The following is a 15,613-nucleotide window of genomic DNA, read 5'->3' on the forward strand; positions in this document are numbered from 1 at the left end:
GGGCTGTGTACGTGCACGAATCAGCTGAATCTGGACTATCCGTTGAGAATGCCCATGGATTGGATATGCTGCTTCGTTTCCTCTGTCCCGCATTCGTAAATGGCGCGGTATATTTGCGTCAAACAATCGTCGTACAGATCGTTTTCCGCGTCAAAATGATACGGGACAGCCAGGGCATGCCCGCGGATGAACGTGTCAAATTCCGTTTCTGTCCTTTGCTCAAACAAGCTTTTCAAAGCGTGTACTTGCAGGTCTGTCGCCTCGATTTCGAACTCGTAGGCAGAATCGCCCTGATTTTCCATGATTGTCCCTGCCTGAACCGAGACGTAATATCTTTTTTTGTCCATTGTTACTCTCGCCTCCCGAACGCTAGTATACGAGTACGGAAATCAGCAATATCGCGAGCAGCACCGCAAACGCTCCCAGGTAAAACAGCATCCCGACATTCCCGAGTACCTTGTGCTTGACGGTTGTTTCGCTGATGTTGTTGTCCAGTTCTTTCGTCTCCTGGCGTTTGGCGTAGCGTATGGTCCAAAACAGCCCGATCAAAAAAAGCAGGCCAAAAATAGCATAGTAAATCCCTGGGTAGTGGAGCATTCCTTCCCCCCGCTTCCTCTTCTGATGATTATCTATAGTTTGCGGGGTAAGGCTTTTTTTATTCACCGGAATCCGGGTATGCTCCGCGTCGATTCAGCTTGCGCCTACACGCCGATCATTTCTGGAGATTCAGACTTCTTTTCGCGCTCGCACCATTTGCGCAATCCCTTGGGCCAACCGCCGGATTTCTTCTTCCGTATTGTAAGGAGCAATCCCGGCCCGAATCCACCCGCCCTTGTCGGCAAGTCCGGCCAGCTCAGCGAGACGCGAGGCGTAAAAATCGCCGCTCGCGATAAACACGCTATGTTCCTCTGCCATTCGCAAGCACGCTTCTTCCGGGTCGATTCCTTCCAAGCGAAAGGCAATCGTCGGTGTTTTTGGCACATGCGCACCAGCCTGGAACAGCTTCACGCCTGCTGTTTGTTGCAGCTCGCTTCGCAAGACGTCAGCCAGATGGTTTTCATACTTTTCCAGCCGGGAAAAAGCGTCCGCCAGCCGTTCGCGGCGGTTGGCACCTGTTCCGAGCGAAGCGATGAAGTCAATCGCCGGGGCGATGCCCGCGATTCCTTCGTGGTTTTGCGTTCCCGTCTCCAGCTTGTCAGGAATGTAGCCCGGCGCTGGAGCGAGTTTGTACGTTTTCAATGACTCGAACAGCGATTGGCGAATGACGGCCATGCCCACATGCGGGCCAAAAAATTTGTAGGCGGAGCACAGCAAAATGTCTGCGCCGAGCTGCTTGCAACTGATCGCCATATGCGGCGCGGCGTGGACGGCATCCACCGCGACGACAGCGCCGACTCTTCGCGCAGCGCGAGCGATCCGCGCCACGTCGTTGATCGTGCCGACCGCATTGGATGCCAATCCGACTGCGACGAGTCGGGTTTTTTCGGTCAAAAGCGTATCCAGCTCCTCGGTGGCAAGCGTCAACGTCTCTGGATCGGCTTTGAGCCACCGGACGAGCACCCCACGGTCCAACGCAGCGGTCAGCCACGGATCGACATTCGCCCGGTGGTCCAGCTCGGAAAGGATGATCTCATCTCCTGGCTGCCAGAAACGGGAAAGCGCACGCGCAATGGCAAAAGCCAAGGTCGTCATGTTCGCGCCAAAAGCGACTTCCTCCGGTGCGGCGTCCAGCAAATCGGCAACCGCTTGCCTGGCGTCGGCAATGATCGCTTCTGTTTCCCGGCTGGTAGGAAACGCTCCGTGCAGATTGGCTCCGCCGTTCTCCATATACCGGAAGACGGCTTGCATGGACGCTGCCACAACTTGCGAGCCGCCCGGCCCATCGAGATAGGCGACGGGCTTGGCGTGGTACGTGCGCTGCAAGGCTGGAAACTGCTCGCGAATTTCTTGCACAGGAAAAGCAGAGGTACGTGTCACTGGCTTTGTCCCCTTTCCAGTCTGCAAATTATTTCCGCCACTTTTGTCTCGGAGGCATGTAGGTCAGCCTGCTTTGCTTGACGCCCATGGCGATCAGGCTTTCCAGCATTTTCGCCGAGGCAAACGACGGATCGATGACAGGCACTTCGTAGCCGTGTTGTTTCAGCCGTTCCTGGAGCGAGGCGGCGACGCCAAGCATTCCCGTGCAGCCAAGCACGAGTCCGTGCGCCTTGTCATCCTCAATCGCCCGCACCATTTCCGCGAACAAGGCGTCTTCCATTTTCGCCTTGTCCACCAAATCCAGCACCGGAATGTCCACATAGCGGACAGATGCGAGCTTGCTGTTGACCCCTGTCGTTTTGCTGACGTTTTCGATCATGTGAATCACATGCGGGAGTACGGTTACAACCGAAAAGCTTTTTCCCAGCATGCTGGCGATGAGCATGGACGACTCCCCTGCTCCCACGACCGGGATGCTTACGACCTCGCGTGCAGCCTTCACGCCCGGATCGGCAAAGCACAAGCTGATGACGCCGGAGCAGCCCTCCTGTTCCGCAGCAATCGCCTTTTCCAGCAGATTCGGGATGCAGAGAGCCTCGTCGTACTCGCCTTCTACGGACGCCGGCCCGTAGTCCAGGTGGCACACGTCTACTTCGACCTGTTTCCCCACATATTGCGCAAACTCCTGCTGCACCTCCTGGTTAAACGTATCCATAATCGTGGGCAATATCACTCTGATTTTCATCCGTCATCCCTCTTTTTTAGTGATGTAGGTTGTTCAGAAGCTTAGTTGCTGTCGCTCGTTTGCAAAACCCCGGCCAGTGTGCCCGCCGCTTTTACCCGGATGCGTGTGGCATTGCCGAGATAAGCGAGCGGAATATCTTCAAATTCCACAATCTCCACCGTCGCTGGATCGGCGCCAGCGGCAATCGCTTCCTCTACGGCAATGCTTTTCGCCTGCTCCAACGTCTCTGCCCGGCCTTTTTCATCCAGGGAAAAGACGCGATCAATCTGTCCGCTGATCTGGGCGATAGCCGCTCCAATCGCGTTGGCAACGCCAGAGTTTTCCGGGCGGATGATCTGCGAAGCGCCTTTGAGCGTATCCGGCAACAAAATGCTGCCGCCCCCGACGAGAATGACCGGAACTGGCTCGCTGCTCGTCTTCATCTTGTCGATCGCTTCCTCGATCATCTCGACCATGCGGCTGTACACCTGTTCAAGCAATGTCCGATCCAGATGCGCTACCTTTTGGGCATCTCCGAGGTTTGCTTTGCCCAGGGCAATGACGACATCTGTCGTCGTCAGCGTATCGCCGCCAAACGCCAGCCCTTTTTGCGGCAGCCGATACCCGACGCTGTCAGGTCCGACTGAAAATTGCCCGTCAGCCTGCACACGGACAATCGTCCCGCCGCCGAGGCCAATCGAGATCAGGTCAGGCATGCGGAAATTCGTCCGTGCGCCGCCGATCTCGACCGCCAGCGAGGACTCGCGCGGAAAAGAATTGACCAGGACGCCGATGTCTGTCGTCGTTCCGCCCACATCCACGACCAGCGCGTTTTCCAGCCCGGACAAGTAGGAAGCGCCGCGAATGCTGTTCGTCGGCCCGCAGCCAATCGTCAGGATCGGGTACTTCATCGCGTACTCGATGCTCATCAATGTTCCGTCGTTCTGCCCGAAAAAGACGCGTGCCTCCACCTGCTCTGCCTTGAGCGCACTCAAAAAGCCCAAAGCCGTTGATTTTGCCACGTTCACAATCGCCGCGTTCAGGATAGTCGCATTTTCCCGCTCCAACAAGCCGACGCTGCCGATTTCATAAGAAAGCGAGATCGGCACGTCATCCCCGAGTACATCGCGGAAAATTTCCGCTGCACGCAGCTCGTGTTCTTTCGATACTGGCGAAAAGACGGAGGTCACCGCTACCGAATCGACTTTGCCTTTGATTTCGCCCGCGATTGCATACAAATGGGCTTCATCCAGCTTGACGATCTCTCTGCCGTCAAATTCATGCCCGCCTGCCACGATGTAGACCCGTTTGCCCAAGTGTCCGCGCAAGTCATCCGGCACGCCTACCAGCGGCTTGATCGCCAGCGTCGCCGGTGCTCCGATGCGAATGACGGCAATCTCGTTCAAATGCTTCCGCTCCACAATCGCGTTGGTGCAATGGGTCGTGCCGAGCATCGCGTACGTGATCTGCTCGCGCGGAACGCCCGAGAGCGCGATCACTTCGCGCATCGCCGCGTAAATCCCGGAGCTGACGTCTTCTGTCGTCGAGCATTTCGTCTGGGCCAACACCTGGTAATCTTTGTCCAAAAGAACAGCGTCTGTATGGGTTCCGCCTACGTCGATTCCAATCCGGTACGTCATTTTGCAACACTTCCTTTCCCGACCAGCTCTTCCACCGGAACGTAGTCCGTGTCATAGCGGAAGTAGCGCGGCCCCACTGTTTGAATACCTTTTTCCGTGCGCCATTTCGGGTGGCATGGCATGCCGATGACGACGACACGCGCCCCGTAGCGCAAGCCTTCTGTCGTGATTGGCAAACCTGTCTCCGAGTCGACGACCGCGATCAGGTCGGGAGTGACACAAAGCAGACGCTCTCCCGATTTCGCCAGCAAATGTTCGTTTTGGAAGCGCAGCTCGACCGTCTGGCCTTTGTATTCGCGCAATCCTTCGATATGGGCTGTGCCAAGCGCCCAACCGCCCTCTGTTTTGCGGTGGACGTCCACGACTTTTCCGGCGAACAACTCAAAGCCGTTCGTCAGCTTCAAAACTTCTTGCACCGGGTCAAGATTGGCTTCCTTGGACAAGCGTATGGCGCGGCCGATTTGTTCTTCCAGGCTCAAAATGTCGTGGATGCCGCTATCCTTCAAATTTTTTCCTGACATCGGATAAATCGCGGAGGTCGCCGCGCCGCCTTTTTGCACCGTAACGCTTCTGGCAATCCGCTCTGTCCACGCATTGTCGATCGTGTCCATAATCGTCACATTGCCCTTCTCGTCCGCCAGCACCATCGGCGTAGCAGAGATGCCATCGAGATAAAACGTCGTCATTTGCAGCTCCGGGAAGGCGCGGCCCATGCCGTCCGCATCAATGACAGGCAAGCCGAGCTGAGCGGCCAAAGCCAGCGGAAGCATCGAGTTAATGCCCCCCGCTTCAATCGGATAAGTCGCGAATACTTCTTTTCCGATGTACTTTTCCAGCGCTTTGAATGTTTGGGAAATCTCGTGCCCGGAAGGTATTTTCTCAACCAAAACGGTCGGCGCGCCCATCCCCCCTGACGCCACCACCAGCGCATCGTCCGGGACTTCATCAATAGACAGCAGCGTAATCGGCCCGTATTCCTCTACAGCTTGCAGGGCCATCAGCTTGCCGATGTACGGATCGCCGCCCCCTCCTGTGCCCAATAAAGCTGCACCGACAGCGATGTCTTCAATTTCTTGCTTACCGATTTTTCTCACGATGATCTCTCCTTTTCTGCAAATGTCAGCCAGCGCGGTTCATATCTGATTTCGTCAGCTTGGCGTCTGGTGCGGAACCAAACAGCTTCATGCCCAAGTAGTAGACGATCCCGCTGGCAACGAGCGAATTGATTGACGGGATGCCCCAGTCAAACAAGTAGCCTGTGAAAAAGCCAAGCGCCCACGCCGCAAGCGCAACTGGATTCATCGATTCGCAAGTGTCAGGCAATGCGCCTCGCTTGCGGCTCTCCTCCAAGATGGCCCGGCTGCGCTTCAAAATGAAGTAGTCGACGACCATGATCCCCGCAATCGGCGGCACCCACACCCCGAGGAAAATCAGGAAGTTGACGAACTGATCCAAAATGCCAAGCACAGACAGCACAGTCCCTACGACACCGACGACCAACGTAATGAAGCCGCGATTGACGTTTTTGCCAAAAATCGAGTCGATAAAATTGGTGATCCCGAGCGATGCCGAGTACAAGTTGATATCGTTGATCTTGACCGTGGCAAACACGACTGTGGCTGCGCCGAGCCAGCCGGACGTCTGCAAGGCAATCGTCACGACGTCGCTGCTTTGGACCGCATGCGCCATGAGCACGGCAATCAGGTTGATTCCGATTTCCCCGATCACAACCGAGATCAAGGTGGACCAGAGGACATCCTTGCCGCTTCGGCAATACCGCGTCATATCGGGAGTGAGTACCGCACCGACCATGAAGCTGCCAGCCACCATCGTCGCCGCTGTGCCCAATGTCAAGGCTGGTCCCGGAGCAGCCGACGCGATCAACTCGCTGAGCGAGTGATTTTCAAACACGTTGTAAATCCCGTAGGCAACCGCGAGCAAAAAGCCTGGCACCGCGATTTTGGCTGTCAACCCGAGCCATTTGAAGCCGAAAACGACGATCGCGGTCACGAACAGCCCCGTCAACGTGGCTGACAGCGGAAAGCCGAGCGCCCCACCCAACGCATCGTTCAGCCCTTGACCGAAGATCGAGTTTTGCACCCCGAACCAGCCAATCGTCGCCACGGCGATCACCAAACCGATCATGCTGGAGCCGTACTTGCCGAATCCGGTCCATCTGGTCAGCATGCTCGTGGACAGCCCTTCCCGCATGCCCGCGATCCCGATCAAAAACGTAATGACCTCCAGCAAAATACATCCCAGCAAGCTCGCCAGTGCCGCATCCCAGAACGTCATTCCGTATCCGAGCGCCGCCCCCAAAATAAACTGACTCAACGATGTAAAAGCCCCGATGCGAATGACCAGGATTTCCCACATCGGCACCCGCGCCTCTTTTGGCACGCGCGTGAGCGAGAAATCGTCTGCCATCTTGGAATGACCCGCCATCACATTCACCCTCCTTCATGTTGTTTGTGTGCCTATCCATCTAATAAGGGAATAAGTGCGAAAAAAGTGTTGCCCGTTGCCCAAAAGTCTTTGTCAGCCTTGCTTCATGCAGCCCTCGCTTTCCTCGATAATGTTGCGGCAGCTCCTTTGACGAATCAGGGATAGAATTTTGTATTATCTGAAAATTTTATAAAAGCAAATCCCATGCCAACCCGTTTTCGCTTATACGCACAAAAAAACAGATGCGAGCTACATTCGCTGCATCTGTTTTTATCATATTTGTAAAAATATAGTTGAAAATTTCGGGAGCAGTCTGGAAAAGCAGCGAAGCTCTCCTTGATGACAAACCGTTATTTCTCTTCATTTCTCATACTTTCTCACATTTTCGCAGTTTTATCACTTTGAGAAAATCGCTTGTGCGAAAAAACGGGGAACGGCCAAGCCCCGCCAGCCGCTTCCTGTCAGCTCTTATCGCTCTCTCCGCTTTTACCGCCTCTGCCCGATCGCCTTCACCCTCATGCGCAAGGCGCGCGTCGGCATATACGAAAGCGGGATCGTCTCTGCCGACTGCACAAACACCGTCTCCGGCACAGCCCCAGCCTGGATCGCAGATCGGATCGCCTCCGCTTTTGCCACCTCGATGATCTGTTCCCGCTTTCCTTCCCCCACCAGCCAGTAAATCCGGTCGACGCTGCCGCTGACGGGCGCTATACATGCGCCAATCGCGCTGGCATGAGGATAAGCAGGCGGGTGAACCACCTCAGACCACGGGTATTTGAAAAAGGCAGCCAAGGCTTCGCTCTCTTGCCCGACGAACACGATCGGAAGCGGCTCGAAGCGCGGCTGAAAACGCTGGATCGCGTGATAGACCGCATCCAGCAAATCATCGTCGACCGCCTCATGCCCGTCGCGCGCAATCAGCGCCGTATCCGGCATCTGCAAATTGAGGCGGATTCCCACCAGCTTTTGATTGCGCCTGCTTTCTTTGGGAAAGCCGCCTTCCAGCACACCGACGCAAACCTTTTCCCGGCTCACATCGACGACGATACAGTCATTCATCCGGGTCAAAAGCGCGGCGCCGCGGAAGCTGTCCGAGATTCTGGCGCCAAACGTGCGGATCGGGTGGCGCAAAGCCGATTCGTACGTGAGCAATGAGCCGTCGCTCTGCGTCAAAAAAATCTCCGCCGCAAGCTTTTGCCTGTCGAGCAGCTCCCGCAAGCCTGACAGCGAGTCGTGCGTAAGCTTTGACAGAGCGGCATTGAGAATCGTCGCGTTTTCCCTTTCCAAAAAGCCGATGCTGCCCAGTTCATGCGACAGAGCCACGGGCCGCTCCTCGCCGCAAATCTCCCTGACCCATTCTGCCACCTGGATTTCATGCGCATGACTGACAGGGGAAAAAGTTCCTGTTATGGCAAAAGCTTCTGCCTGTCCAGCATCCAGGTCGCGCAGCTCCCGCTCGACTTCCGCCCGCGTCAGTTGGCGCAAAGAAACACTTCCATCCAGCTCATGTCCGCCGTATACGTGACAAGAGCTCAGACCGATTGCCTCCTGCAACCGGACAGGGGCACCGTACAGCGGAGGAATCATGCTTTTCGCCTGGCCGATGCGTATGGAGCATACTTTTGCCAGCTTCTTTCCTTCGCGCAGCGCATTTTCAAAGTAGTCCGTCCCGATAATGACATCCGCGATCTGGCTGCTCCACGCTTTGTTTTCCCGCAAGATGGCCTGCAAAACTTCCGCGATGCCGGACAGCATGTCCGGTGAGGTGCGCACCTTGGCAGTCGCGACAATCGCTGCATTTTCATCCATCAGCACGGCATCTGTGTGCAAACCGCTGACGTCAATTCCCAAGCGCAGCATCGCTCACCCGCTCCCTTCCTCGGAAAACCGCTGTTCCACCGGCACGTAGCTGTCTCCTACCTCGAAGTTCCACGGCCCCACGAAATCGAGCATCTTGGGGTGACGGAGGATGATCGGGCACGGGATGGCGATCACCCAGACTTTCATCTGCTTTTCCAATTCGTCGATCATGAGCGGAAGACCGCTGTCTGCTTCCAAAATGCAAATCAGGTCGGGCACAGTGGCAACAATCCGCTCTCCTTGTCTCGCCAGCAAGTATTCACTCTGAAACTCGATCTCGACCTGTTCCGTATGGTGAAAGCCGCTTCCTTCCACCAGCAGCTCTCCGCGCAAAAAGCCGTCCTGCAAATAACGTTGCAGCTCGACGATCCTGCCTTCGATCAGCTTGCAAGGCTTGCCGTAGATCGAGTTTTGCAGTTCCGCCGCCAGACTGCTGTAGACGCGCTGCACGCTGCTTCCTGCCGCCAGTACGCTTTCGCCAATTCGCTTGCACACGGAAAACGTATGATGGATCGCGGCTTCCTGCAACAGCTTGCCTGTCATGGGAAAGCTCGCCAATGCTACCGAACCGCCCATGTTCGTCATGGAAATCCGCGCCGCCCGCTCGATTTCAATCGTGGACGGATGCAAGTAACGCTGGCACTTGCCGTTGTCGGCACAGATGATGAACGGCCTGGCTTCGGCTCCAAAAGCGTGAAACGTCGTCATCTGGCACTCGGGAAAAGCCCGGCCCATCCCGTCTGCATCGACCAGCGGCAAACCCGTCAGCGCTGCCGCCAGTATCGGTGTGATCGCATTGATGCCCCCGATTTCCAGAGCGATCAGCGCCCTGGCCTTGATCTGCTTCTCTTCTTCCAGCAGCCGAAGCGCCATGATCAGCTCATGCCCTGACATCATTTTTTCGTAATGGACAGCGGGCGAGCCCATCATCGACATCGAGACGACCCATGCATCGTCTTGCAGCTCGAAAGGAGAGAGCAGCCGGACCGGGCCGTTGTCGTGAATGGCCTGCTTCGCCATGATTTGCAAAACGGTCGTGTCGCCAGCTCCTCCAGAGCCGAGAAACATCGCTCCGCACGCGATCGAGTCCACGTCTTTTTCCTCCAGATACATGCCACTCTCCACTCCCTCTCGTTGAATATCCTCATGCCCTTGTCAGCGTGGGAGAAGCCTACTTGCGATTGATTTTTTGCAGGCGTCTGTACAGGGTAGCGACGCTAATGCCCAAAAACTCCGCAGCCTTCCGCTTCCCTTCGGTGCTTTTGCCAAATTGCTGGATCGCTTGCAACAGAAGCTGTACCTCCGCTTGCTCGCTTGAATCGCCCAGTCGGATGGGTACAGCGTCTGGCGGGACAGACGCATGCGCAGACGCAGCCACGGACGGCGCTTGCGGCAGGACAGCAAGCGCTTCTTCACTGGTGCGATTCCCGCGAATGATCGCAGGCAAACTGCTGATCGTCACCAGGTCGCCGATCTCCAGGTTTACGATGTATTCCAGCGTGTTTTCCAACTCGCGAATGTTTCCCGGCCAGTGGTAGTCGATCAAACATTTCAACGCCTGGGCGGAAAAGCGCTTCGATTCCTTGCCCAGCTTGTCCGCAAACAGCTTCAAATAGTAGTGGATCAGGTCGTACAGGTCGTCTTTTCGCTCGCGCAACGGCGGTACGTGCAGCGGGATGACGTGCAAGCGGTAGTACAAGTCCTCGCGAAACTGACCGCTGACGATCATCGCGTCGAGATCCTTGTGCGTGGCTGCGATCAACCGGACATCGACAGGGATGCTTTCTGAGCCGCCCACCCGCTCGATTCGCCGCTCCTGCAGGACGCGAAGCAGCTTGGCCTGCAAAAACGGCGGCATATCGCCGATCTCATCGAGAAACAGCGTCCCGTGCAAAGCCAGCTCGAACCGCCCTGCCTTGCCGCCTTTTTTCGCTCCGGTAAAAGCCCCTTCCTCGTAGCCGAACAATTCGCTTTCCAACAAGGCTTCCGGTATCGCCGCGCAGTTGATGGCGACAAACGGCCCGCTGCGGCGCGAGCTGGCATCGTGAATCGACTGGGCGAGCACTTCCTTGCCCGTCCCGCTCTCTCCGCGAATCAGAACCGTCGAATCGCTTTTGGCAATTTTGGCTGCCGAGTCTTTCAGCGCCCGGATCGCCTCGCTGTTTCCGCGAATGTCGGCAAACGTATAGCGCGTGACATACCGCCGATTTTTTTCCTGCTCCGACTCCTTGCGCTGCTCTGTGAACTGCAAGATCGCTCCTTCCGGCTGTTGCCCGATGTACAACGGATGCAGTCGGCAGAGGCAAGGCAGGCGTTTTCCGCTCCCGTCGACAATCTCCACGGGAAAATCGCGCAGCGGCTTGCCCTTTTTCACAAAGTCGAGCAGCTTGGCAGAAGGCGCGAAAGCTTGCAAGTTTTTCGTCAAAAGGACAGCCAGGGAACGTTGCCATACGTGCTCGGCCGCATGATTGGCATGCATGACGCGACCGTTTGCATCCACAACCAGCACCGGCTGGCCGATGAACGTCAACAGCCCTTCGACTTCTTGCAGCAGCAGTTTTCTGTCCTTGCTCTCCTGTCCTGTCATCCCTGCACTCCCCGTTTGCGATATTTTCAGATTTATTATACAGAATAGCTCATGCCACTCCCGTGTTCCAGCAAAAGCCTGCACCAAGTTTTTTCCACGCAAAAAAGCACCGCCATTACGGTGCTTCAATGCTGCTTCCTTATTCCATCCGAAAAATCGGGCCTTTCGCCACAAAAGGCAGATGACTTCCTTTTGGCAGCATGAACGCATGGCTGCGCGTAATCCGCAACCGATCGCACTCCCCGTCTGTAATGATGAGAATCGGACCATCCTTGGGAAAATCGTCGGCCTTCTCCAGCAGGTCGATGCCCGGCTGCAAAACCGTACCGCCGCGCCCCTTGACACTTACGCGATCCGCGATATCGTCGGGCGAAAGATACCCGGCATCGTACGCTTGCGCATCGCAAAAGACGACACGGGCATACGGAACATCGCGCGCCTCGCTGTAGCTCGCAATCGCTCCCAACGCTTTTCCCAAAAGCTTCGTTCCCATCGATCCGGACGTGTCGATCACGACTCCGAACGTACGCGCCAACTGCTCCGTCTCCATATGCGCCCAGGCCGGGCGGGCAATATCCGGCGTGGAGGATTGCCTGCGGCTGGCGCGAGCGTACGTGCGTCTCTTTTCCAATGGCGGAAAATGCTCGTCGAACCAGCGTGCCAGCTGCACATCCCACGGGATCGGCGGTTGACCCAGGGCGCGGATTTCTTCCACCAATCCTGCCGGCAAAAGCCCCCTGCCCCGCTCCTGGTGATAGATCAGACCTTGCGACATGGCACTGCGGTAAAAGTCATCCAGCGTCGTGCCCGGCCCCATTTCCCAAAAGCGCGGATCATCTCCGTCCAAAATATCGCCCATGCCAATTCCTCTGAGCGTGTACAACTTGCGGTACGTCCGCATATCCGTGACGATGCGATCGTAGATGGCTTCGGCCGACAGCCCTTTCAAATCGGGATCGTACAGCCCGCCAATCTGCGGAAACCGCCCCACTCCAAGCTCCATCAGCCATTGATTGATCACGTAGTCGCAGCTTACATTCCAGAAGTACGGGTCCCTGCCCTGACAACGCTCATGGTGGCGCAAGCCCGCGTGCAGCAGTTCATGCGCCATCACGAACTTGCATTCTTCCTCGTCCAGCCCTGCCGCCGGATTGATGAAAATCTCTCCGGCGTTCACATCGATGGCAGCCACCGATATTTGCAGGCGCTGACAGATCAGGGAGTCCTCGATAATCGTGAAATGGCTGGCCAACGAAGCAAGCAACGGGTAGTGATTGATGAACCAGCGCTTGGCTTTTTGCGCATCCGTCAGCTTGACCGCTTCGCTGCCCAGCGCATCGGCATATCCTCCCGCCACGCTCACAGCGCTCTGGACGGCTTGGGATAGCCCGATGCCGAGAAGCCGCTCCCACTTCACGTCCCGGTTGTAGTTGTACCGCACGTATTTGTCCGTGAACAGCATATCCGGCTGTCTTTCCCCGCCTGTTCCGAACAGCTTCAAATGCTCGGGAACGCCGTGCTCGACAAACCATTCGTACAGCTCTTCCTCGCTCTTGCCGGACAGCTCCAGCTCGTAGGACATCTCGGCAGGAGGCTTCCCCAGCTTCATGTCCTTCAAAAAGCGGGTGACGTAACAATCGCAAGCGATGTTCCACAGAGCAGGATGCTTTTTTTCTACAAAGTGCCCAAACCCAAGGTGCAGCAGAGCATGGGCGAGGACGTAAATCCATTCCTCAACCTCTCCCCTGCGCTTCGCATGGACGTGTATGCTCCCGTGCTTGGTCACGACTGCCCAGCCGTTGTCCGGGCATAAATTGTGCTCCCTGCGAAACAGGTCGGCGCGGGAGAACAGCGGCCCGAACATCGGATGATGCGCCAAAAACTGGACGGCCTGCTGATAGTTTTGCGTCGCGGGATCGGTGTTTGCTCTCGCTCCTTTTCCCATCGGCTACTTGCCCTTTCTGTCCAGAGCCAGGCGCGGCAAATCGCGGATGACTTCAACGACAAACCAGTCCGGCAGCCCATCCCCGTCGTCGTGGCGGGCGACGACCATCTGCGCCATCTCCAGCGAGATCGCCGAAAGATCCTTGAGCAAAGCTTTGGCCCGGTGAGCAAACCGCTTGTGCAAATCGCTTACGGAAGCTTTGTCTTGCGGCAGCTCTTTTTTGATCTGGGCGCGGAACGAATCGGCCAAAAAGTACAGCACATCCCGATCCTCAGGCGCACTCGGGAAAGAAGTCTCTCCTTCCAAAATGCGATGAAGCTGGTACTTGCCTTGCAGGTTCTTGTGAAAAGCCTTGAACTGCGCGGCATGCTGCGGCGTCAGGCAACCGTACGCGAGCACACCGACCATTTCGCTAGTCAGGCCATCGCCAAACTCATGCAGCGCGTCCGACAGCATATGCCAGGAACGCGGGGTGGAAAACGGTTCTTCCGTCTTCGGCGGCTGCGACCACAAATAATCGGGACGCACCTCCAAAAATTGCAGAACGTACGAGTGAATCCCGTTTGTATACGCCCAATTCAGCCATTGCTCGTGGGAAACCAGCAGCTGCACGTGAAACATCCGGTTGATCAGCGCCGACGACATCGGCTTGACAATCGCGCTGTCCTGGGCACGGTTTCCCGCCCCGATCACAATCGACCCTTCCGGCAGGTGGTAATCCCCGATTCTGCGCTCGTGAATCAGACTGTAAAACGCTTTTTGCACCTCTTGCGAACACGCATTCAGCTCGTCGAGAAAGAGGCAGTACGGCTCTTCCCGCGCGATTTGGGCAGGCGGGCAAAAGCGGCTTTTGCCGTCCACAATTTGCGGGACGCCGATAATATCTTCCGGTGCCAACTGACTTCCCAAAAGGGAGACGCAGGGCAAGCCTACCTGCTGGGCAAACGCCTCAACAAGGGCGGACTTCCCGATCCCCGGCGCTCCCCAAATAAAGACGGGACGGGCCACAGCTACATTGAGCAGCACGTCCATCAGTTGATTTTGCGTTACGTTGATGGCTAGATTCATTCCAATACCTCTCTTGTTCGAATAATGTTAGCGGCAATCGACCTCTTTCCTTCGTGTATTCCATTGGCTTTAGCGACCGTCACACCACAAATATTTCCTAATTTTACAAGATGTCTGGACAGCAGGCAAGGAAAAAAGCTCGCAGCAGCGTTTATTGCCTTCACGCTGCTGCGAGCTTTCTTCGTACCTTTCGCGACTTCCTTCCGATGCGATCAAAGCGAGACGGCCCCTGTCATGCCTGAGCGCAGGTTGCCTTTTGCGTTGCTCACGACAATTTTCACCGTGTACATGTTCGTTCCCGGGTCTGCTTTCGGGCTGATTCGCGCCACTTTCCCCTGGACGTGCTGCCCGATCGCCTCAATCGCCACATCGACTTGTTGCTCAGGGGAAAAGCGAGCAATGTCTGTCTCGGAAACGCCGATGACGACATACAGCCGATCCGTGTTGACCACGCTCATAACGGCTGTGTTTGCATTCGCCATTTCGCCTGCCTGCACATTTTTCGTACTGATGTAGCCGCTGATCGGACTTTTCAGCGTAGCGTTATCCAACTGGTACTGGGCATTGGCTACCGCTGCTTGCGCCTTCTGCACGCTGGCCTCGTATTGGGCAATCTGCTCCTTGGTCGCCCCGTTCTTCGTTTTGTCGTACATCGCCTTCATCTGGTCGACATTGGAGGCAAGCGATTGCAGCGCCGGCTTCGTTACCCCTTGTTTGGCCAGCCTTACCTCTTCCTCGGCTCGCACGTACTGCGCTTCTGCCTGCGCCAAAGCGGTCTGCGCATCGTCCAGCCCCTGACTGGAAAGGCCGCCTTGCTCGTATAAAGCTTTGGCCCGCGCATACTTGGCTTTGGCAGATTCGTAGACGGATTTCGCCGACTGTTCGGACGCCGCGAGCTGGGAAAGCTCCTCGGGCCGCTTGCCGTTTTTCACTTCTTCATACTTGCTTGCAGCCTGTTGCCAGCCCGCTTTTGCGTATTGCAAGTCTTCCGCCCTCGGCCCTTTTTTCGCTTCCTCCCACTTCGCCTGTGCCATGGCAAGCTCCGCTTTGGCCATGCTCAAACTCGCCGCAAGCTCGACTGTCTCCATCTCCACAAGCGGAGCACCTGCTTCTACCCGGTCGCCTGTATCGTGAAGAACGGCTTTCACTCTGCCCGCTGTCTTGGGGAAAATCGTCACCTCTTCAATCCCGACCATTTTTCCGCTGAACACATGCGTCCCCGCTTCTTTCGCTGTCGCCTGCGCCCCTTGGACAGTGTCTGTCGACAATGCCACAGGCTGCACCGATCCGCAACCAGCCAGGCAGATCATTGCGACGCTTCCTGCCAATACAGCCAGCCGCTGTTTATACTTTTTCATGGGAAACCC

The 15,613-nt window shown here is 56.4% G+C and carries 13 protein-coding genes; all 13 read right to left on the reverse strand.

Translation table 11 applies throughout. The features are described 5' to 3' along the window. Window positions 1–35: 35 nt before the first annotated feature. The 13 genes from DEP07_RS02050 to DEP07_RS02110 all read right to left on the reverse strand — a co-directional run bounded on the left by DEP07_RS02050 (window position 36) and on the right by DEP07_RS02110 (window position 15,604). Complete coding sequence (locus DEP07_RS02050; protein ID WP_122966774.1) at window positions 36–347, reverse strand: hypothetical protein; 312 nt, start codon at window positions 345–347, stop codon at window positions 36–38. 22 nt (window positions 348–369) lie between these two features. After that, window positions 370–597 carry a hypothetical protein gene (locus DEP07_RS02055; protein WP_122966773.1) on the reverse strand — a complete coding sequence of 76 codons (228 nt, stop codon included), beginning with the start codon at window positions 595–597 and terminating at the stop codon, window positions 370–372. A gap of 129 nt (window positions 598–726) precedes the next feature. Next, window positions 727–1,977, reverse strand: coding sequence for a cysteine desulfurase-like protein (locus DEP07_RS02060; protein ID WP_274874394.1), 1,251 nt, complete (start codon window positions 1,975–1,977; stop codon window positions 727–729). Between the two features lie 28 nt (window positions 1,978–2,005). Continuing rightward, window positions 2,006–2,722, reverse strand: coding sequence for an aspartate/glutamate racemase family protein (locus tag DEP07_RS02065; RefSeq protein WP_280648614.1), 717 nt, complete (start codon window positions 2,720–2,722; stop codon window positions 2,006–2,008). Between the two features lie 41 nt (window positions 2,723–2,763). After that, window positions 2,764–4,341, reverse strand: a complete 1,578-nt coding sequence (locus tag DEP07_RS02070) for a hydantoinase/oxoprolinase family protein (protein ID WP_287102034.1) — start codon at window positions 4,339–4,341, stop codon at window positions 2,764–2,766. After that, on the reverse strand, window positions 4,338–5,435 hold the full coding sequence (locus tag DEP07_RS02075; RefSeq protein ID WP_173598563.1) for a DUF917 domain-containing protein: 1,098 nt from the start codon (window positions 5,433–5,435) through the stop codon (window positions 4,338–4,340). Before DEP07_RS02075 ends, DEP07_RS02070 begins: the two co-directional genes overlap by 4 nt. Window positions 5,436–5,460: 25 nt before the next feature. Beyond that, window positions 5,461–6,786 (reverse strand): purine-cytosine permease family protein, encoded by a 1,326-nt coding sequence (locus DEP07_RS02080; RefSeq protein WP_287102035.1) that lies wholly within the window; start codon window positions 6,784–6,786, stop codon window positions 5,461–5,463. 486 nt (window positions 6,787–7,272) lie between these two features. Further along, complete coding sequence (locus tag DEP07_RS02085) at window positions 7,273–8,646, reverse strand: hydantoinase/oxoprolinase N-terminal domain-containing protein (RefSeq protein WP_122966767.1); 1,374 nt, start codon at window positions 8,644–8,646, stop codon at window positions 7,273–7,275. Between the two features lie 3 nt (window positions 8,647–8,649). After that, complete coding sequence (locus DEP07_RS02090; protein WP_287102036.1) at window positions 8,650–9,759, reverse strand: DUF917 domain-containing protein; 1,110 nt, start codon at window positions 9,757–9,759, stop codon at window positions 8,650–8,652. A 58-nt stretch (window positions 9,760–9,817) separates the two neighbouring features. Then, window positions 9,818–11,233, reverse strand: a complete 1,416-nt coding sequence (locus DEP07_RS02095; protein WP_122966765.1) for a sigma-54 interaction domain-containing protein — start codon at window positions 11,231–11,233, stop codon at window positions 9,818–9,820. A gap of 139 nt (window positions 11,234–11,372) precedes the next feature. Beyond that, window positions 11,373–13,178: a DUF2201 family putative metallopeptidase gene (locus tag DEP07_RS02100; protein ID WP_173596625.1), complete on the reverse strand. Its 1,806-nt coding sequence runs from the start codon at window positions 13,176–13,178 to the stop codon at window positions 11,373–11,375. 3 nt (window positions 13,179–13,181) lie between these two features. Further along, a complete protein-coding gene (locus DEP07_RS02105) occupies window positions 13,182–14,246 on the reverse strand; it encodes an AAA family ATPase (protein ID WP_122966553.1) in 1,065 nt (354 codons plus the stop codon). A gap of 212 nt (window positions 14,247–14,458) precedes the next feature. Next, window positions 14,459–15,604 (reverse strand): HlyD family secretion protein, encoded by a 1,146-nt coding sequence (locus DEP07_RS02110; protein ID WP_287102037.1) that lies wholly within the window; start codon window positions 15,602–15,604, stop codon window positions 14,459–14,461. Window positions 15,605–15,613: the final 9 nt, after the last annotated feature.

Origin of the sequence: Brevibacillus sp., from assembly GCF_003521185.1 — a bacterium.
In the GTDB taxonomy this organism is placed as follows: Bacteria; Bacillota; Bacilli; order Brevibacillales; family Brevibacillaceae; genus Brevibacillus; species Brevibacillus parabrevis.